This is a genomic window from Pseudomonas sp. R1-6 (genome assembly GCF_051132115.1).
GTDB lineage: Bacteria > Pseudomonadota > Gammaproteobacteria > Pseudomonadales > Pseudomonadaceae > Aquipseudomonas.
Genome location: NZ_CP071662.1, coordinates 5,522,989 through 5,541,053, shown reverse-complemented (window position 1 = coordinate 5,541,053; position 18,065 = coordinate 5,522,989). Strand labels below are relative to the sequence as shown.

Annotated in this window: 16 protein-coding genes; 7 read left to right on the top strand and 9 right to left on the bottom strand. The window is 58.7% G+C overall.

Translation table 11 applies throughout. The annotated features are described in order from the left end of the window. Positions 1-39: 39 nt before the first annotated feature. Genes yidC through rpmH form a run of 4 tightly spaced genes read right to left on the bottom strand, consistent with a single transcriptional unit; the run spans position 40 to position 2,515 of the window. Positions 40-1,722: a membrane protein insertase YidC gene (gene yidC, locus J3P81_RS24815; RefSeq protein ID WP_434561486.1), complete on the bottom strand. Its 1,683-nt coding sequence runs from the start codon at positions 1,720-1,722 to the stop codon at positions 40-42. Between the two features lie 2 nt (positions 1,723-1,724). Next, the gene (yidD, locus tag J3P81_RS24810; protein WP_010465488.1) at positions 1,725-1,970 is read right to left on the bottom strand and encodes a membrane protein insertion efficiency factor YidD; all 246 of its coding nucleotides are present in this window, start codon (positions 1,968-1,970) and stop codon (positions 1,725-1,727) included. Next, positions 1,963-2,364 (bottom strand): ribonuclease P protein component, encoded by a 402-nt coding sequence (gene rnpA / locus J3P81_RS24805; protein WP_420766123.1) that lies wholly within the window; start codon positions 2,362-2,364, stop codon positions 1,963-1,965. Before rnpA ends, yidD begins: the two co-directional genes overlap by 8 nt. 16 nt (positions 2,365-2,380) lie before the next feature. Further along, on the bottom strand, positions 2,381-2,515 hold the full coding sequence (rpmH, locus tag J3P81_RS24800) for a 50S ribosomal protein L34 (RefSeq protein WP_003213577.1): 135 nt from the start codon (positions 2,513-2,515) through the stop codon (positions 2,381-2,383). A gap of 568 nt (positions 2,516-3,083) precedes the next feature. Here rpmH and dnaA point away from each other — a divergent pair. The 4 genes from dnaA to gyrB are packed head-to-tail and all read left to right on the top strand — an operon-like array spanning position 3,084 to position 9,294. Further along, a complete protein-coding gene (gene dnaA, locus J3P81_RS24795) occupies positions 3,084-4,610 on the top strand; it encodes a chromosomal replication initiator protein DnaA (RefSeq protein WP_420766048.1) in 1,527 nt (508 codons plus the stop codon). 39 nt (positions 4,611-4,649) lie between these two features. Beyond that, on the top strand, positions 4,650-5,753 hold the full coding sequence (gene dnaN / locus J3P81_RS24790; RefSeq protein WP_025211054.1) for a DNA polymerase III subunit beta: 1,104 nt from the start codon (positions 4,650-4,652) through the stop codon (positions 5,751-5,753). A gap of 14 nt (positions 5,754-5,767) precedes the next feature. After that, entirely contained in the window at positions 5,768-6,871 is a 1,104-nt protein-coding gene (gene recF, locus J3P81_RS24785) for a DNA replication/repair protein RecF (protein ID WP_030139022.1), read from the top strand. A gap of 5 nt (positions 6,872-6,876) precedes the next feature. Next, complete coding sequence (gene gyrB, locus J3P81_RS24780) at positions 6,877-9,294, top strand: DNA topoisomerase (ATP-hydrolyzing) subunit B (RefSeq protein WP_420766046.1); 2,418 nt, start codon at positions 6,877-6,879, stop codon at positions 9,292-9,294. Positions 9,295-9,356: 62 nt separating this feature from the next. On the opposite strand, the gene J3P81_RS24775 is transcribed toward gyrB, so the two are convergent. After that, positions 9,357-10,091 (bottom strand): response regulator transcription factor, encoded by a 735-nt coding sequence (locus tag J3P81_RS24775; RefSeq protein ID WP_420766045.1) that lies wholly within the window; start codon positions 10,089-10,091, stop codon positions 9,357-9,359. Between the two features lie 236 nt (positions 10,092-10,327). Here J3P81_RS24775 and J3P81_RS24770 point away from each other — a divergent pair, with 236 nt between their 5' ends. Next, a complete protein-coding gene (locus tag J3P81_RS24770) occupies positions 10,328-11,842 on the top strand; it encodes an ATP-binding protein (RefSeq protein ID WP_434561484.1) in 1,515 nt (504 codons plus the stop codon). Between the two features lie 166 nt (positions 11,843-12,008). Here J3P81_RS24770 and J3P81_RS24765 read toward each other — a convergent pair whose 3' ends face one another. Genes J3P81_RS24765 through glyQ form a run of 4 tightly spaced genes read right to left on the bottom strand, consistent with a single transcriptional unit; the run spans position 12,009 to position 16,407 of the window. Then, the gene (locus J3P81_RS24765) at positions 12,009-12,788 is read right to left on the bottom strand and encodes a lysophospholipid acyltransferase family protein (RefSeq protein ID WP_420766043.1); all 780 of its coding nucleotides are present in this window, start codon (positions 12,786-12,788) and stop codon (positions 12,009-12,011) included. Between the two features lie 59 nt (positions 12,789-12,847). Next, positions 12,848-13,399, bottom strand: coding sequence for a D-glycero-beta-D-manno-heptose 1,7-bisphosphate 7-phosphatase (gene gmhB, locus J3P81_RS24760; protein ID WP_434561482.1), 552 nt, complete (start codon positions 13,397-13,399; stop codon positions 12,848-12,850). Positions 13,400-13,402: 3 nt separating this feature from the next. Continuing rightward, the gene (gene glyS, locus J3P81_RS24755) at positions 13,403-15,457 is read right to left on the bottom strand and encodes a glycine--tRNA ligase subunit beta (protein ID WP_434561480.1); all 2,055 of its coding nucleotides are present in this window, start codon (positions 15,455-15,457) and stop codon (positions 13,403-13,405) included. Next, positions 15,454-16,407 (bottom strand): glycine--tRNA ligase subunit alpha, encoded by a 954-nt coding sequence (gene glyQ, locus J3P81_RS24750; RefSeq protein ID WP_022641565.1) that lies wholly within the window; start codon positions 16,405-16,407, stop codon positions 15,454-15,456. Before glyQ ends, glyS begins: the two co-directional genes overlap by 4 nt. Positions 16,408-16,488: 81 nt before the next feature. Between glyQ and J3P81_RS24745 the strand changes: the two genes are divergently transcribed. Together J3P81_RS24745 and J3P81_RS24740 are read left to right on the top strand one after the other, a co-directional pair. Next, positions 16,489-17,046: a DNA-3-methyladenine glycosylase I gene (locus J3P81_RS24745; protein WP_420766040.1), complete on the top strand. Its 558-nt coding sequence runs from the start codon at positions 16,489-16,491 to the stop codon at positions 17,044-17,046. Between the two features lie 43 nt (positions 17,047-17,089). Next, positions 17,090-17,977 carry a lysophospholipid acyltransferase gene (locus tag J3P81_RS24740; RefSeq protein WP_207963584.1) on the top strand — a complete coding sequence of 296 codons (888 nt, stop codon included), beginning with the start codon at positions 17,090-17,092 and terminating at the stop codon, positions 17,975-17,977. The last annotated feature ends 88 nt before the right edge of the window (positions 17,978-18,065 follow it).

Genomic DNA, 18,065 nt, shown 5'->3' with positions numbered 1-18,065 from the left:
CCACTAGGGGGCGTTTTGTGTGGTTATCCACAGAGCAAGTTACGCCTCGGCTTTTTTCGTAGCCGCTTCGATCTTACGCGTGATGTACCACTGCTGGGTGATCGACAGCACGTTGTTCACAACCCAGTACAGCACAAGACCCGCCGGGAACCACAGGAAGAAGAAGGTGAAGATGATTGGCATCATTTTCATGACCTTCGCCTGCATCGGGTCCGGAGGTGTCGGGTTCAGCTGCTGCTGGATGAACATGGTGGCGCCCATGATGATCGGCAGGATGAAGAACGGATCCTTGATCGACAGGTCCGTAATCCACAGCATGAACGGAGCCTGGCGCATCTCCACGCTTTCCAGCAAGACCCAGTAAAGCGCGAGGAACACAGGCATTTGTACAAGAATCGGCAAGCAACCACCCAGCGGGTTGATCTTCTCCTTCTTGTACAACTCCATCATGGCCTGAGACATTTTCTGCCGGTCATCGCCATGTTGTTCTTTCAGGGCGGCCAGTTTCGGCGCCACTGCACGCATCCGTGCCATCGATTTGTAGCTGGCAGCCGACAGCGGGAAGAAGATCCCCTTGATCAGCATGGTCAGGAAGATGATCGACCAACCCCAGTTGCCGACGATGCTGTGGATATGTTGCAGCAGCCAGAAGATTGGCTGGGCAATGAACCAAAGGAAGCCATAGTCAACAGTCAATTCCAGACCTGGGGACAACTCTTTCAGCACGGCCTGGCTTTTTGGACCGGCATACAGAACGGCGCTCGTTTCGACTTTTGCACCGGGCGCGGCAGTCAATGTCGGGCCGGTATAACCGATGATGAAGTTGCCTTTGCTGTCTTTACGCGTCTGGACGACGTTACTGTCGCCTTTTTGCGGGATCCACGCAGTTACAAAATAGTGCTGCAGCCAGGCAACCCAGCCACCTTGGACGGTTTCCTTGAGCTGAGCCTTGTCCATGTCCTTCATGGACACTTTCTTGTACGGTTCCGAACTTGTCCACAGGGCAGCGCCCAGGTAAGTCGCGGTGCCGGTGGCGGTGCTGGAGGATGGATCGTCGCTGGCATCACGCTTGAGTTGCGCGAACATCGCACCGGACCAAGGCTGGGCGCTCTGGTTGTCGATCAGATAAGAGACGGTTACGTCGTACATGCCACGTTTCACAGTGAAACGCTTGATGTAGTTGACGCCGTCCTTGCTGAACTTCAGGTCCACGACCAGTTGGTCCTGACCGTCAGCCAGTTGATAAGTCTTCTTCTCGGCAGAGTAGATCGGGCGACCGGCCGGGTTCGAATCCGGACCGTTGGTACCGATCAGGCCACTTTGGGCCAGATAGGTGCGCTCGTTACCGTTGTCGAACAACTGGAACGGAATTTCCGGATGATCCTGACGACGTGGGTACAGCGGCAGCTTCAGCTGCGCGACGTCACCACCTTGTGGGTCGATTGCCAGCTCGAGCACGTCCGTCTTGATCTGGATGAGATCTTTGCTTACAGCCACTGGGGCTTCGGCAGGAGCGCTGGTATCGCTTGCCGCGCGTGGGATGTCGTCATTGTTGGCAGCGTTGTTGCCAACTGGAGCATCCGGCAGGCTCGGTGCGGTATTGCTGGCTGCAACATTCTGAGTCGGCAGGGCAGCCTGGCCATAGTCCTGGTTCCATTTAAGGACCATGACGTAGGACACGATTGCCAGGGCGACGATCAGGATCGTGCGTTTGATATCCATGATTACTCGGCCATCGAAGAAGAACGGGAGGTAGGGATAGGCGGAACCGGGTCATAACCGCCGGGATTCCACGGATGACAGCGACCTAAACGACGAAAGGTCAGCCAGCCACCGCGCAGAAGGCCATGATTTTCTATGGCTTCATACGCGTAGCAAGAACAACTGGGGTAGAAACGACAGTGGCTGGCCATCAGGGGACTAATGGCGTAGCGATAAAACTGGATCGGAACGAGTGCCAGCTTACGCATCGGTACTGTCTACCCCTACAGTTTCGGTGTTGGCTGCTGGTGCTGGCTTGTTACGGGCCAGACGTTTCCAGAGCTTGCCGAAATGCTGAATCAATTCGGGGTTTTCTACGTCACCCAAACCTTTGCGCGCAACGATCACAATGTCCCACCCCACCAGTGAATCCTGATTCAGGCGAAACGATTCGCGCATCAAACGCTTGAGGCGATTGCGCTGAACGGAGAGCTTAACGCTCTTTTTCCCGATAACCAGCCCAAGTCGGGGGTGATCGAGATCGTTACTGCGCGCAAGGAGCAGGAGATTTTTCCCCGGAACCTTGCCGGTAGGGGAGTCAAAGACTGCCTTGAAATGCCGGGGGGTAAGCAGACGCTTTTCCCGACTGAAGTCCTGACTCACCTCCAGTGCCGGATTATCAAACTGCCAGACGCGCACGACCTTTGGCGCGACGACGCGACAGGACGGCACGACCATTCTTGGTAGCCATGCGAGCACGGAAACCGTGGGTACGAGCGCGTTTGATAGTGCTTGGTTGGAAAGTACGTTTCATGTCGTGTTACCTGGTTCGTCCACAACGGGCCGGAATGGCCCCCGTTTTAAGAGACCGGGGATTCTAGAGAAAGCAAGCCTCTAGGTCAATTTCCAACCAGCGTTTCCTTTAAATAGATGACCAGGCGCTTTTCGGCGGTTTCGTCACACAACGCTAGATATAGAAATAAAGAAGGAAAGTATTTAAAGCTTTTTTGTAGAGCTTATAAAAGCAAGGCCGGCGCCTAACTGTGGATAACCACTCCAAGGCCTTGTAATCCGCTATGTACAGAGAATGACAACTAGGCGGGAAAGCGGTGGCAAGCCTGTGCCGCGCTGTCGGATAAGCTGTGTGTGGAATGCCAGGTTATCCACAGGCCGGTTATCCACTGAGTTTCGCCCCCAGTTGTGCAACGGCTTCAGGCGCGGTTATCCACAGGGCTTATCCACCGACCGCCGGTCGCCTTTCGTTCGGTTTACGCATTGATAAATCATGGTCGATGAGCAAGCTGCGTGTGGATAAGTGCTCGTCTGCTCGCTACAATGGCCGCTTGTTTTTGCCTCACCGGCTTTCAACTTAGGGGATGTCCGTGTCAGTGGAACTTTGGCAGCAGTGCGTGGAGCTTTTGCGCGATGAGCTGCCTGCCCAACAATTCAACACTTGGATCCGTCCACTACAGGTCGAAGCCGAAGGCGACGAGTTGCGTGTCTATGCACCGAACCGTTTCGTCCTCGACTGGGTCAACGAAAAGTACCTGGGCCGGGTCATGGAACTGCTCGATGAGCATGGCAATGGCATGGCGCCTGCGTTGTCCTTATTAATAGGCAGCAAACGTAGCTCCGCCCCCCGCGCCGCGCCCAACGCGCCGCTGGCTGCTGCTGCGTCACAGGCCCAGCAGGCTGCGCCGGTACCGGTCAACAACCATGCCGCCCCAGCGCCCGCGCCAGCCCCGAGCAAGCGCAATGCACAAAAAGTGGCCGAGGTCAGTGAAGAGCCTTCCCGGGACAGCTTCGACCCGATGGCCGGGGCGAGCTCCCAGCAGGCGCCGGTGCGTACCGAACAACGCACCGTCCAGGTCGAAGGCGCGCTCAAGCACACCAGCTATCTGAACCGGACCTTTACCTTCGAGAATTTCGTTGAAGGTAAATCCAACCAATTGGCTCGCGCCGCGGCCTGGCAGGTGGCGGATAACCCCAAGCACGGCTACAACCCGCTCTTTCTTTATGGCGGCGTCGGCCTGGGTAAGACCCACTTGATGCATGCGGTGGGCAACCATCTATTAAAGAAGAACCCGAACGCCAAAGTTGTGTACTTGCATTCCGAGCGTTTCGTGGCCGATATGGTCAAGGCGTTGCAGCTCAATGCTATCAACGAGTTCAAGCGTTTCTACCGTTCGGTCGACGCCTTGCTGATCGACGACATTCAATTCTTCGCCCGCAAGGAACGTTCACAGGAAGAGTTCTTCCACACCTTCAACGCATTGCTTGAAGGCGGGCAGCAAGTCATTCTCACCAGCGACCGCTACCCGAAAGAGATCGAAGGCCTTGAGGAACGCCTCAAGTCGCGTTTCGGTTGGGGCCTGACGGTGGCCGTCGAGCCGCCTGAGCTGGAAACCCGGGTCGCGATCCTGATGAAGAAAGCCGATCAGGCCAAGGTCGAGCTTCCTCATGACGCCGCGTTCTTCATCGCCCAGCGTATTCGCTCGAACGTGCGTGAGCTTGAAGGTGCCCTCAAGCGGGTGATTGCCCATTCTCATTTCATGGGCCGGGATATCACCATCGAGCTGATCCGCGAGTCGTTGAAGGACCTGCTGGCGCTTCAGGACAAACTTGTGTCTGTGGATAACATTCAGCGTACCGTTGCTGAATACTACAAAATCAAGATTTCCGACCTGCTTTCGAAACGTCGTTCACGTTCGGTGGCTCGACCGCGACAGGTGGCCATGGCCTTGTCCAAGGAACTGACCAACCACAGCCTGCCGGAAATCGGCGACGTGTTTGGTGGACGCGACCACACCACGGTGCTGCACGCCTGCCGCAAGATCAACGAACTTAAGGAATCCGACGCGGACATCCGCGAGGACTACAAGAACCTGCTGCGTACATTGACCACTTGATGACCACCAGCGCAGCTTATTAAGGCAAGGGACTAGACCATGCATTTCACCATTCAACGCGAAGCCCTGTTGAAACCCCTGCAACTGGTCGCGGGCGTCGTCGAACGCCGCCAGACCTTGCCGGTACTTTCCAACGTGCTGCTGGTTGTCGAAGGCCAGCAATTGTCGCTGACCGGTACCGACCTGGAAGTCGAGCTGGTTGGTCGTGTCCAACTCGAAGAGCCGGCCGATCCGGGTTCCATCACCGTGCCTGCGCGTAAGCTGATGGATATCTGCAAGAGCCTGCCAAACGATGCGCTGATCGATATCAAGGTTGATGAGCAAAAGCTCGTCGTCAAGGCTGGTCGCAGCCGTTTCACTTTGTCGACCCTGCCGGCCAACGATTTCCCGACGGTCGAGGAAGGCCCGGGATCGCTGACTTGCAGCCTGGAGCAGAGCAAGCTGCGCCGCCTGATCGAGCGCACCAGTTTCGCCATGGCCCAGCAGGATGTGCGTTATTACCTCAACGGCATGCTGTTGGAAGTGTCTGCCGGGATCATCCGCGCCGTGGCTACCGACGGTCATCGCTTGGCGATGTGCTCGATGCAGGCTGATATCGGTCAGCCGGATCGCCATCAGGTAATCGTGCCGCGTAAGGGCATCTTGGAGCTGGCCCGTCTGCTGACCGAGCCGGACGGCAACGTCAGCATCGTGTTGGGCCAGCACCACATCCGCGCCACGACTGGCGAGTTCACTTTCACGTCGAAACTGGTGGACGGCAAGTTCCCCGATTACGAGCGTGTGCTGCCAAAAGGTGGTGACAAGCTGGTACTGGGCGATCGCCAAGCGCTGCGCGAAGCGTTCAGCCGTACCGCGATCCTCTCCAACGAAAAATACCGCGGCATTCGTTTGCAGTTGGCCAACGGGCAGCTGAAGATCCAGGCGAACAACCCCGAGCAGGAAGAAGCGGAAGAAGAAGTCGGCGTCGACTACAACGGCGGCTCACTGGAAATCGGTTTCAACGTCAGCTACCTGCTGGACGTGCTGGGCGTGATGACCACTGAGCAGGTGCGTCTGATCCTGTCCGACTCCAACAGCAGTGCGCTGGTGCAGGAGTCTGATAACGACGATTCGGCTTACGTTGTCATGCCGATGCGTCTGTAATCAGAATCAGCTAGATGTCCTTAAGTCGCGTCTCGGTCACCGCGGTGCGCAATCTGCACCCGGTGACCTTCTCCCCTTCCCCCCGCATCAATATTCTTTACGGCGCCAACGGCAGCGGCAAGACCAGCGTGCTGGAAGCCGTGCACCTGCTTGGGCTTGCCCGTTCGTTTCGCAGCACCCGTCTGTTGCCGGTCATTCAGTACGACCAACTGGCGTGTACGGTGTTTGGCCAAGTGGAACTGGCGGAAGGCGGCCATAGCGCCCTGGGGATCTCTCGGGACCGGCAAGGCGAGTTCCAGATCCGCATCGATGGCCAGAACGCGCGCAGTGCCGCGCAGTTGGCCGAAATCCTGCCGTTGCAGTTGATCAACCCGGACAGCTTCCGTTTGTTGGAAGGCGCCCCCAAGATCCGCCGACAGTTTCTGGACTGGGGCGTGTTCCACGTGGAACCGCGTTTCATGGCGACCTGGCAGCGCTTGCAGAAGGCGCTGCGCCAGCGAAACTCTTGGCTGCGACATGGTACACTTGACGCCGTTTCGCAAGCGGTTTGGGACAGGGAACTGTGTCAGGCCAGCGCCGAAATCGATGAATACCGCCGCGCTTATATAAAAGCCTTGAAACCGGTTTTCGAACAGACGTTGAGCGAACTCGTTGAGCTTGAGGGTCTGACGCTCAGCTATTACCGAGGCTGGGATAAGGACCGGGAATTGAGTGCCGTGCTGGCTGGCTCGCTGCAGCGCGATCAGCAGATGGGTCATACCCAGGCTGGACCTCAGCGCGCTGACCTGCGGCTTCGATTGGGCGCACATAATGCCGCGGACATCTTGTCCCGAGGGCAGCAGAAGTTGGTTGTGTGCGCCTTGCGTATCGCCCAAGGGCATCTGGTCAGCCAGGCCCGCCGCGGTCAGTGTATTTATCTGGTGGATGACTTGCCGTCCGAGCTGGACGAAGCCCACCGTCGGGCGTTATGCCGCTTGCTGGAAGACTTACGCTGCCAAGTGTTCATCACTTGTGTAGACCACGAATTATTGAGGGAAGGCTGGCAGACGGAAACGCCAGTCGCTCTGTTCCACGTGGAACAGGGCCGTATCACCCAGACCCACGACCATCGGGAGTGAAGGCATTGAGCGAAGAAAATACGTACGACTCAACGAGCATTAAAGTGCTGAAAGGCCTGGATGCCGTACGCAAACGTCCCGGTATGTACATTGGCGACACTGATGATGGTAGCGGCCTGCACCACATGGTGTTCGAGGTGGTCGACAACTCCATCGACGAAGCCCTCGCCGGCCATTGCGACGACATCAGCATCATCATCCACCCGGATGAGTCCATCACCGTTCGTGACAACGGCCGTGGCATCCCGGTGGACGTGCACAAAGAGGAAGGTGTTTCCGCTGCCGAGGTCATCATGACCGTCCTACACGCAGGCGGGAAATTCGACGATAACTCCTACAAGGTTTCCGGCGGTCTGCACGGCGTAGGTGTTTCGGTGGTGAACGCACTGTCCGAAGAACTGGTGCTGACCGTTCGCCGCAGCGGCAAGATCTGGGAACAGACTTATGTCCATGGCGTGCCCCAGGCACCGATGGCGATCGTTGGCGACAGCGAGACCACGGGCACCCAGATCCACTTCAAGGCTTCCAGCGAAACCTTCAAGAACATCCATTTCAGCTGGGACATCCTGGCCAAGCGGATTCGTGAACTGTCCTTCCTCAACTCCGGTGTCGGCATCGTCCTCAAGGACGAGCGCAGCGGCAAGGAAGAGCTGTTCAAGTATGAAGGCGGCCTGCGTGCGTTCGTTGAATACCTGAACACCAACAAGACTGCGGTCAACCAGGTGTTCCACTTCAATGTGCAGCGCGACGACGGCATCGGTGTGGAAATCGCCCTGCAGTGGAACGACAGCTTCAACGAGAACCTGTTGTGTTTCACCAACAATATCCCGCAGCGCGACGGTGGAACCCACCTGGTGGGCTTCCGTTCGGCGCTCACGCGTAACTTGAACAATTACATCGAACAGGAAGGCCTGGCGAAGAAGCATAAGGTCGCCACTACCGGTGACGATGCCCGTGAAGGCTTGACCGCGATCATTTCGGTCAAGGTGCCCGATCCGAAATTCAGCTCCCAGACGAAGGACAAGCTGGTGTCTTCCGAAGTGAAGACTGCGGTCGAACAGGAAATGGGGAAATACTTCTCTGACTTCCTGCTGGAGAACCCCAACGAAGCCAAGCTGGTGGTCGGCAAGATGATCGACGCCGCCCGCGCCCGTGAAGCGGCGCGCAAGGCTCGTGAGATGACTCGCCGCAAAGGCGCGCTGGACATCGCGGGCCTGCCGGGCAAACTGGCGGACTGCCAGGAAAAGGACCCTGCCCTGTCCGAGCTGTACCTCGTGGAAGGTGACTCTGCTGGTGGTTCCGCCAAGCAGGGTCGTAACCGTCGCACCCAGGCCATCCTGCCGTTGAAGGGCAAGATCCTCAACGTCGAGAAAGCGCGCTTCGACAAGATGATTTCCTCCCAGGAAGTCGGCACGCTTATCACCGCGCTGGGCTGTGGCATCGGCCGCGAAGAGTACAACATCGACAAGCTGCGCTATCACAACATCATCATCATGACCGACGCTGACGTTGACGGTTCGCACATCCGCACCCTGCTGCTGACGTTCTTCTTCCGTCAGTTGCCGGAGCTGATCGAGCGCGGCTACATCTATATCGCCCAACCACCGTTGTACAAGGTCAAGAAAGGCAAGCAAGAGCAATACATCAAAGACGACGACGCCATGGAAGAGTACATGACGCAGTCGGCCCTGGAAGACGCGAGCCTGCACCTGAACGAAGATGCGCCGGGCATTTCCGGTGAAGCCCTTGAGCGCCTGGTGAATGACTTCCGCCTGGTGATGAAGACCCTCAAGCGTCTGTCGCGTCTGTATCCGCAGGAACTGACCGAGCACTTCATCTACCTGCCGGCCGTAAGCCTGGAGCAACTGTCCGATCACGCTGCCATGCAGGATTGGCTGGCCCAGTATGAAGTCCGCCTGCGTACCGTGGAAAAATCCGGCCTGGTCTACAAGGCCAGCCTGCGTGAAGACCGTGAACGCAACGTATGGCTGCCTGAAGTCGAACTGATTTCCCACGGCCTGTCGAACTACGTCACCTTCAACCGCGACTTCTTCAGCAGCAACGACTACAAGACGGTCGTCTCTCTCGGCGCTCAGTTGAGCACGCTGCTAGACGAAGGGGCTTACATCCAGCGCGGTGAGCGCAAGAAGTCCGTGACTGAGTTCAAAGAAGCCCTTGAATGGCTGATGGCTGAAAGCACCAAGCGCCACACCATCCAGCGATACAAAGGGCTGGGCGAGATGAACCCGGACCAACTGTGGGAAACCACCATGGACCCGGGCTCGCGTCGCATGCTGAAAGTCACCATCGAAGACGCCATTGGCGCGGACCAGATCTTCAATACCCTGATGGGGGATGCGGTCGAGCCACGTCGTGACTTCATCGAGAGCAACGCATTGGCGGTATCCAACCTGGATTTCTGATCCGGGTTGTCGCTGCCCCAACGAAGAAGGCCAACGCGTATGCGTTGGCCTTTTTTTTTACGCTAACTCGCTTCGCAAGCCTCGCTGCCCGCCGCCACGCTCTCCAGACGATATCCATACCCATAGATAGTCAGCAACTGCCAGCCCCGATCCGCCGTCAGCCCTAGTTTGTTGCGCAAGCGGTAGATGTGGGTGTCGAGCGGACGGGACGAGGTCATTTCCTCGTGGGTCCAGAAGCGTTCATAAAAATACTCCCGGGACAGTGGCCGCCCGAGGTTGGCAAACAGGCAGCGAGCCAGGCGATATTCTCGTTCAGTCAGGCTGATGGGAATGCCAGCGCGGGTAACCGTGAGTTCCGCGTCGTCGAATTCGAGGTCGTTGAATACCAAGACATCACTGGTCGGTATGCGTTGCAGGTTATGACGGCGCAGTACTGCCGTAACCCGGGCCTTGAGTTCATTGGGACGGAATGGCTTGCTGACGTAGTCGTCGGCACCGGCATTAAGGGCTTGGACAATGTCGTGCTCGCCGTCACGGCTGGTGAGCATGATGGCAGCCGGTGGTGAGTCCATGTGCTCGCGTGTCCAGCGAAGCAAAGACAGTCCGCTGATATCCGGCAATTGCCAGTCGAGTATCAGCAGGTCGAATGTTTCGCGGCGCAGTTGGCGCAACAGATCTTCGCTTCGTTCGAAACTATGCAGTGTCCAGGCTTGCTCGCCCCTTCCGGGGATCTGTTGCAGTGTCTGTTCCACCCGGCGTAGTTCGGCCGGTTCGTCATCCAGTATGGCGACACGCATGGGACGCGATTCCTTGATCTTGAAAATACTGACATCCACAGGGGCGATGAAGGCAACTCAGCAGCTGACTTGTTTCACTCTCCTGTCGCAGGCTGAGACAATACCGGCTAGTGGCGACGAGGGAAAGGCAGCCGCATGCCACGATCGAGTCCGCTATAGTCTCGGGCTTGACGCTGAACGTATGACGCGCCAAGTCATGATCAATACCCCCCAGTCCATGTTCCGTCAGGTTACTTATGAGCAACCCGCTTCGCCATGAAAGTCGTGAACCCACCCAAGTCCAACGGTTGTTTCGTCGTTGGGTTCGCGAATGGTTGTGGATAAGTCTTCTCCTGTTACCAACGACCGCGTTGATGTCGTATTGCGTGCATTCGGATCGCGATGGGACGGTCGCCGCCTTGCTATCAACATGTCTGGTGGGCTGCGTCCTGGGTTCGCTGCTGTTGCGCCCGCGCTTTGCCCTGGGAACGACAGTGGCAGGCATGGCAGCGGCCCTACTCGTAAGCCTGTTGCTGGACGCGCAGGGTAGGTCGTGGTCGCCGGCACCTAGCCTGCTGGGCATGCTCGGCGGTTATCTGATCTGGAACTGGCGGCGCTTGAGCGTGGTGCTGGCTTATTTTGGTTGGGAGTTGGCACGCCTAGATGCGGAGCCGAAGGTATTCCCGGAGCGTCGTCGCGCGTCCTATATCGGCAGTGATGGTCTACAAGGACAAATCATGGCGTTGGAACAGGCCATGAATCGCACGCGGGACACGCGACGTTTTATTGCCGACGGCCTGGAGTATTTGCCGGTGGCGACGATGATCAGCGATCCGCAAGGCAACATACTGCTCGGCAATCGCAAGGCCCGTGAGTTGTTCGATCATGCCCTGGTGGGCGCGGATGTGCTGGAAGCACTGGCACGGCTGGGTTATCCCGCATTGGCGCACTCCCCTGCCCACCGATTGTCCACATTGCCGTTGGTAGAGTTTCGCGACATACGTGAACGCAGCCTGCGGCTGGAAAGAGCTGCGCTGCTGCCAGTTGATGGGGACGTCCCTATAGGTTGGCTGATGAGCCTGACGGACCTGAGCGCCGAGCGGGCGGCCGAAGAGCAGCGCAGTGTCATGCTCCGCTTCCTTTCCCATGACCTGCGCGCCCCCCACTCGGCCATCCTGGCGCTGCTCGATGTGCATCGGCATGACGCAGGGGCTGAAAACCCACTGTTCGACCAGATCGAGCGCCAGGTCCGTCGTGCCTTGGACCTGACTGACGGGTTCGTCCAATTGGCCAAGGCTGAATCAGACGCCTACCAGTTCCGGCCGACGCTGTTTGCAATGCTGGTCCTGGACGTCATGGACCAGGCATTACCCATCGCCCAGGCCAAGAACATCCATCTGCAATACCAACTGGATGATGACGAAGCGACAGTCAACGCCGATCAACCCCTGCTGACTCGCGCGCTCTTCAACTTGCTGGAAAACGCCATCAAATACAGCACGAGCGAAACCTGTATTTCACTGCATGTGCGATGTGCGGAGGGTTGGTTGACTTGCGATGTGGTTGACCAAGGCAAAGGCATCGATGCCGGGGAGCTGCCAGACCTGTTCATTCAGTATCGACGCTTTTCTTCAGCTCATGGCGTGGATGGCATTGGCCTGGGACTGTCCATGGTCAAGGCAGTCGTCGATCATCATGGCGGGGAGATTGAATGCCGTAGCGAAGTGGGGGAAGGGACAACCTTCAGCTTGCGGTTTCCGCTGTTGAGTTAAAAATCGCAGCTTCGACGAACACCGAAGCTGCGTTTCAAGAGCGCTATAAAAACTTATGCACCTTTTCCGCTGTTTTATGTGCTTAAGAAATATGCTTTAAAAACAAGGTATTAGGAAACAAAAGCAACTAAATTCAGCGAAACGGTACACAGGTTATCCACAGTTCTCAGACAGCGAGCGTGTCCGGCGTTGCCGGTGCGGCGGGGGCTGATGGTAGCGAACCCAAATCCCTTTGCGTCTGTTCGTTCCAGGCCTGGACGCGGTCGTTGAGCTCAGCGATTGCCCGGGGGCCGCTGCCCTCTGCATACATCGGTGCGCCGATGACCACGGTGATGGTTCCAGGCGTTCTGATCCAGCCCGTCTTTGGCCAGAATTTGCCGGCATTGTGTGCAATCGGCAGCACCGGCAGGCCTGCATTTACAGCCAACGCCGAACCGCTGCGGGAGAACTTTCCGATCGTCCCATAGGGCACGCGGGTGCCTTCGGGAAAAATGAGGACCCAGACGTTGTCCTTCAGCAGCTCATCGCCTTTTTGCGCCACTTGCTTGAGCGCAACCTTGGGGTTGTCGCGATCAATCGCGATCGGGCGCAGCATCGCCATGGCCCAGCCGAAGAACGGTACGAACAGCAGCTCGCGCTTGAGGACCTGGCTCAATGGCTCGAAATAGGCCGAGAGAAAGAAGGTTTCCCAAGTGCTCTGATGGTTGGACTGGATGACGCAAGGTCGGTCGGGCACGTTCTCGGCACCCTTCACTTCGTAACGAATGCCCAGGAACACCTTGCTTAGCCAAAGTGCGCAGCGGCACCAGTAGACGTTGATGAAGCGGTAGCGCGTCCTGAACGACATGAACGGTGCGACAAAAAAACTCAGCGTGCACCACAACAAGGAACTGGTGCCCAGCAGCAGGTAAAAGAGGAAGCTTCTGATGGCCTGCAGTATCGACATAGCGGCGTCTACCATGCGGGGAATGCCCGCCGTTCAAGCGCTTCCCGAACAATCCTTGATCAGGATGTCGGGGAGCCCAAGTTGTGGATAAGTTCAGCGGCAATCGCCGCCAGGTCGTCAAATATCAAGGTGCCCACCGGTAGGGTCTTGCCCAGAGTCTTCTCGCCTTTCCCGGTCTTTACTAAAACTGGCTGACAATCGACGGCCTTGGCCGCCTCCAGGTCACCGAGGCTGTCGCCAACGAACCATACGCCCGCCAGCGCAACGTCATAATGCGTGGCGATGGTTTTCAACATGCCGGGCTTGGGCTTGCGGCAATCGCAGCCCTCGTCCGGCCCGTGCGGACAATAAACGATCAGGCCGATTTCACCGCCCTGCTCGGCCACCAGCTCGCGCAAGCGCTCGTGCATGGCGTCCAGGACGGTTAGCTCGTAGTAACCGCGGGCAATGCCCGACTGGTTGGTGGCCACCGCCACCGTCCAGCCGGCCTTGCTCAACTGCGCAATGGCCTCGATGGAACCGGGGATCGGCAACCATTCCTCCACCGACTTGATGTAAGCATCGGAATCGTGATTGATCACGCCGTCCCGATCGAGAATCAGCAGTTTCAAGGCTTACCCCAGCAGCGAAATATCGGCAACACCAAGGAACAACCCGCGCAGACGCGCCAGCAGTGCATAGCGGTTGGCCCGTACGTTGGCGTCTTCAGCGTTGACCATTACCGCCTCAAAAAACGCATCCACCGGCTCGCGCAACGCTGCCAGGCGTGCCAGGGTTTCGCTGTACTGACGCGCCGCCGCCATCGGTTGGACCGCCTGGTCTGCCTGCTGGATCGCCGAATACAGGGAAAACTCGTTGGCGTTGTCGAAGTACTTGGCCTCGACGGTGGCCGCGATATTGCCTTCGGCTTTGCCCAGCAGGTTCGATACACGCTTGTTCACCGCCGCCAGCGCAGCGGCTTCCGGCAGTTTGCGGAACGCCTGCACCGCCTGTACGCGTTGATCGAAATCCAGGGCGGAGCCCGGCTTCAGGGCGCGCACCGACAGGTAGGTCGCGACGTCGACGCCTTCGTCTTCATAACGCGCACGCAGGCGGTCGAAGATGAATTCAAGCACCGCATCGGCCAGGCCGGCAGCCTTGACCTTGCTGCCGAACGCATTCACGGCGAAGGCCACGGCGTCGTTCAGGTCCAGGTCCAGCTGCTTGTCGATCAGGATGCGCAACACGCCCAGCGCCGCGCGACGCAGCGCGTACGGGTCCTTGCTGCCAGTGGGCAGCATGCCGATACCGAAGATCCCGACCAGGGTGTCGAGCTTGTCGGCGATCGCCACGGCCGCACCGGTCAAGGTGGTTGGCAACTCAGCGCCGGCACCGCGCGGCATGTACTGCTCGTTCAGGGCCAGTGCCACGTCTTGCGGCTCGCCATCGTTGAGGGCGTAGTAATAACCGGCGATGCCCTGCATCTCCGGAAACTCACCAACCATCTCGGTGGACAGGTCGCACTTGGAAAGAATGCCGGCACGGGCCGCGCGCTGGGCGTCACCGCCGATGCGTGGGGCAATGAATGCCGCCAGCCTGGAGACACGCTCGGCCTTGTCGTAGACGCTGCCGAGCTTTTCCTGGAAAACCACGTTCTGCAAACGCTGGTTGAAGCTTTCCAGGGATTGTTTCTTGTCTTGCTTGAAGAAGAACTCAGCGTCTGTCAGGCGCGGGCGAACCACTTTCTCGTTACCGGCGATGATCTGCTGCGGGTCCTTGCTTTCGATGTTGGCCACGGTGATGAAGCGAGGCAGCAGCTTGCCCTCCGCGTCCAGCAGGCAGAAGTACTTTTGGTTGTCCTGCATGGTGGTGATCAGTGCTTCCTGCGGCACTTCAAGGAAGCGTTCCTCGAACGAGCACACCAGCGGCACCGGCCATTCCACCAGCGCGGTCACTTCGTCCAGCAGGTTGGCCGGCACGATTGCCGTGCCTTCCTGGCTGGTCGCCAGCTCTTCGGTGCGCTTGCTGATCAGCTCGCGGCGCTCGTTGGCGTCGGCCAGCACATAGGCGGCGCGCAGGTCGGCCAGGTAGTTGGCCGGCGACGTGATGCGTACGCTCTGAGGATGATGGAAACGGTGACCACGGGAATCGCGACCGGCCTTCTGCGCCAGGATCGTGCAATCGATGACCTCGTCGCCGAGCAGCATCACCAGCCATTGGGTCGGACGCACGAACTCTTCCTTGCGCGCGGCCCAGCGCATGCGCTTGGGAATCGGCAGGTCGTTCAGGGAATCTTCGACAATGGTCGGCAACAGGCTGGCGGTCGGCTTGCCCTTGATGCTCTGGCTGTAGCGCAGCTTCGGACCGCTCTGGTCGATCTCGCTCAGGTCCACGCCGCACTTCTTGGCGAAGCCCAGGGCGGCCTGGGTCGGGTTGCCATCGGCATCGAACGCGGCCTGGCGTGGCGGGCCGTCGAGGTTGATGCTGCGGTCCGGCTGCTGGGTTTCCAGGGCGGTGATCAGCACGGCCAGGCGGCGCGGCGCGGCATAGACGTGTTTGGTTTCGAAGTTCAGGCCAGCGGCTTGCAGGCCTTTTTCGATGCCGGCCAGGAACGCATCGGCCAGGGTGTTCAGGGCTTTGGGTGGCAATTCTTCGGTGCCCAGTTCAACCAGAAAATCTTGAGCACTCATTGTGCAGCCTCCAGCTTAGCCAACACTTCATCACGCAGGTCCGGGGTCGCCATCGGGAAGCCCAGCTTGGCACGGGCCAGCAGGTAGGCTTGCGCAACGGAACGCGCCAGGGTGCGTACACGCAGGATGTATTGCTGGCGCGCGGTCACGGAAATCGCCCGGCGCGCATCCAGCAGGTTGAAGGTATGGGATGCCTTCAACACCATTTCATAGCTCGGCAGCGGCAGCGGCTGGTCCAGTTCGATCAGGCGCTTGGCTTCGCTTTCGTAGAAATCGAACAGTTCGAACAGCTTGTCGACATTGGCGTGTTCGAAGTTATAGGTCGACTGCTCCACTTCGTTCTGGTGGAACACGTCGCCATAGGTCACTTTGCCGAACGGGCCGTCGGCCCACACCAGGTCATAGACCGAATCCACGCCCTGCAGGTACATGGCCAGGCGCTCGAGACCATAGGTGATCTCGCCGGTGACCGGGTAGCACTCGATACCGCCCGCCTGCTGGAAGTAGGTGAACTGGGTCACTTCCATGCCGTTGAGCCAGACTTCCCAGCCCAGGCCCCAGGCGCCCAGGGTTGGCGATTCCCAGTTGTCTTCGACGAAACGAATGTCGTGCACCAACGGGTCGAGGCCCACGTGCTTGAGGGAGCCCAGGTACAGTTCCTGGAAGTTCTCCGGGTTCGGCTTCAGGACCACCTGGAACTGGTAGTAATGCTGCAGGCGGTTCGGGTTTTCGCCGTAGCGGCCGTCAGTCGGGCGGCGGCTGGGCTGCACATAAGCGGCGTTCCAGGTTTCCGGGCCGATGGCACGCAGAAACGTGGCAGTGTGGAAAGTGCCGGCGCCTACTTCCATATCGTAGGGCTGAAGTACCACGCAACCTTGCTCGGCCCAGTATTGCTGGAGGGCGAGGATCAAGTCTTGGAAGGTACGCACGGCTGGCGTAGGCTGGCTCACGAAATTCACCTGTTTCTTGGGCTGCGATTTAAAGAGCGGGAGTATACCCGATTCGTTCGTGCGCACGCCCCCTGGAGCCTTATGCCACGCTGCTTTTGGTGTTCCGAAGATCCGTTGTACATGGCTTATCACGATCAAGAGTGGGGCACGCCGCTGCGCGATGCGCAGGGTCTGTTCGAGTTGCTTTTGCTCGAAGGGTTCCAGGCAGGGCTGTCCTGGATCACTGTTTTGCGCAAACGCGAGCGCTACCGGCAAGTGTTGTACGGCTTCGATGTGCAACGAGTGGCGCAGATGAGCGACGCGGAAATCGATGAACTGATGCTCGACCCCGGCATCATCCGCAACCGTCTCAAGCTCAAGGCTGCACGCCGTAATGCCCAGGCCTGGCTGGCCCTGGAAGACCCGGTGGCATTCTTTTGGTCGTTCGTGGACGGCAAACCCATCGTCAACCATTTCAAGGACCGCACCGAAGTGCCAGCCATCACGCCTGAGGCGTTGGCGATGAGCAAAGGCCTGAAAAAACTCGGGTTCACCTTTGTCGGGCCGACTATTTGCTATGCGCTGATGCAGGCCTCGGGCATGGTCATGGACCACACCCAAGACTGCGACCGCTACGCCGAGTTGGTAAACGGCGGTTAGAATAGCCAGCTCGCAACACGCCCCATACATTCAGGAGTGACCTGTGGATAAGTTGAAAGGCGCCTTGCTGGTCGGCGCTCTGCGGTTGTTTGCGCTGCTGCCCTGGCGAGCGGTGCAGGCGGTAGGCTCGGCCATCGGCTGGCTCATGTGGAAATTTCCCAACCGTTCCCGCGATGTGGTGCGGATCAACCTCGCCAAATGCTTTCCCGAGATGGACCCCGCCGAGCGCGAACGCCTGGTGGGCCAGAGCCTCAAGGACATCGGCAAGTCTCTGACCGAAAGCGCCTGCGCCTGGATCTGGCCGGCCCAGCGCTCCATCGAACTGGTGCGCGAAGTCGAAGGCCTGGAGGTGCTGAAAGAAGCCCTGGCCTCGGGCAAGGGCGTGGTTGGCATCACCAGCCATCTGGGCAACTGGGAAGTGCTCAATCACTTCTATTGCAGCCAGTGCAAACCGATCATTTTCTACCGTCCGCCCAAGCTCAAGGCGGTGGACGAATTGCTGCAGAAGCAACGCGTGCAACTGGGCAACAAGGTCGCGGCGTCGACCAAGGAAGGCATCCTCAGCGTCATCAAGGAAGTGCGCAAGGGCGGCCAGGTGGGGATCCCCGCCGATCCGGAGCCGTCCGAATCCGCCGGCATCTTCGTGCCCTTCTTCGCCACCCAGGCCCTGACCAGCAAGTTCGTGCCGAACATGCTCGCCGGCGGCAAGGCGGTCGGCGTCTTCCTCCACGCCCTGCGCCTGCCGGACGGCTCCGGCTACAAAGTCATCCTCGAAGCCGCCCCCGACGCAATGTACAGCACCGACACCGAAACGTCCTGCGCCGCCATGAGCCAAGTGGTGGAGCGCTACGTGCGGGCCTACCCAAGCCAGTACATGTGGAGCATGAAACGCTTCAAGAAACGCCCGCCGGGCGAGGCGCGGTGGTACTGACGACCTGCTTTGGACGGCGCACCACGAAACCAACTGGCTACACCCTACTTTGTGGCGAGGGAGCTTGCTCCCGCTGGGCTGCGCAGCA

What these genes read in the sequence shown, in the direction of transcription:
- yidC (WP_434561486.1), bottom strand. Translation starts at nt 1,722, where the DNA reads ATGGATATCAAACGCACGATCCTGATCGTCGCCCTGGCAATCGTGTCC.
- yidD (WP_010465488.1), bottom strand. Translation starts at nt 1,970, where the DNA reads ATGCGTAAGCTGGCACTCGTTCCGATCCAGTTTTATCGCTACGCCATT.
- rpmH (WP_003213577.1), bottom strand. Translation starts at nt 2,515, where the DNA reads ATGAAACGTACTTTCCAACCAAGCACTATCAAACGCGCTCGTACCCAC.
- dnaN (WP_025211054.1), top strand. Translation starts at nt 4,650, where the DNA reads ATGCATTTCACCATTCAACGCGAAGCCCTGTTGAAACCCCTGCAACTG.
- recF (WP_030139022.1), top strand. Translation starts at nt 5,768, where the DNA reads ATGTCCTTAAGTCGCGTCTCGGTCACCGCGGTGCGCAATCTGCACCCG.
- J3P81_RS24775 (WP_420766045.1), bottom strand. Translation starts at nt 10,091, where the DNA reads ATGCGTGTCGCCATACTGGATGACGAACCGGCCGAACTACGCCGGGTG.
- J3P81_RS24770 (WP_434561484.1), top strand. Translation starts at nt 10,328, where the DNA reads ATGAGCAACCCGCTTCGCCATGAAAGTCGTGAACCCACCCAAGTCCAA.
- J3P81_RS24765 (WP_420766043.1), bottom strand. Translation starts at nt 12,788, where the DNA reads ATGTCGATACTGCAGGCCATCAGAAGCTTCCTCTTTTACCTGCTGCTG.
- glyS (WP_434561480.1), bottom strand. Translation starts at nt 15,457, where the DNA reads ATGAGTGCTCAAGATTTTCTGGTTGAACTGGGCACCGAAGAATTGCCA.
- J3P81_RS24745 (WP_420766040.1), top strand. Translation starts at nt 16,489, where the DNA reads ATGCCACGCTGCTTTTGGTGTTCCGAAGATCCGTTGTACATGGCTTAT.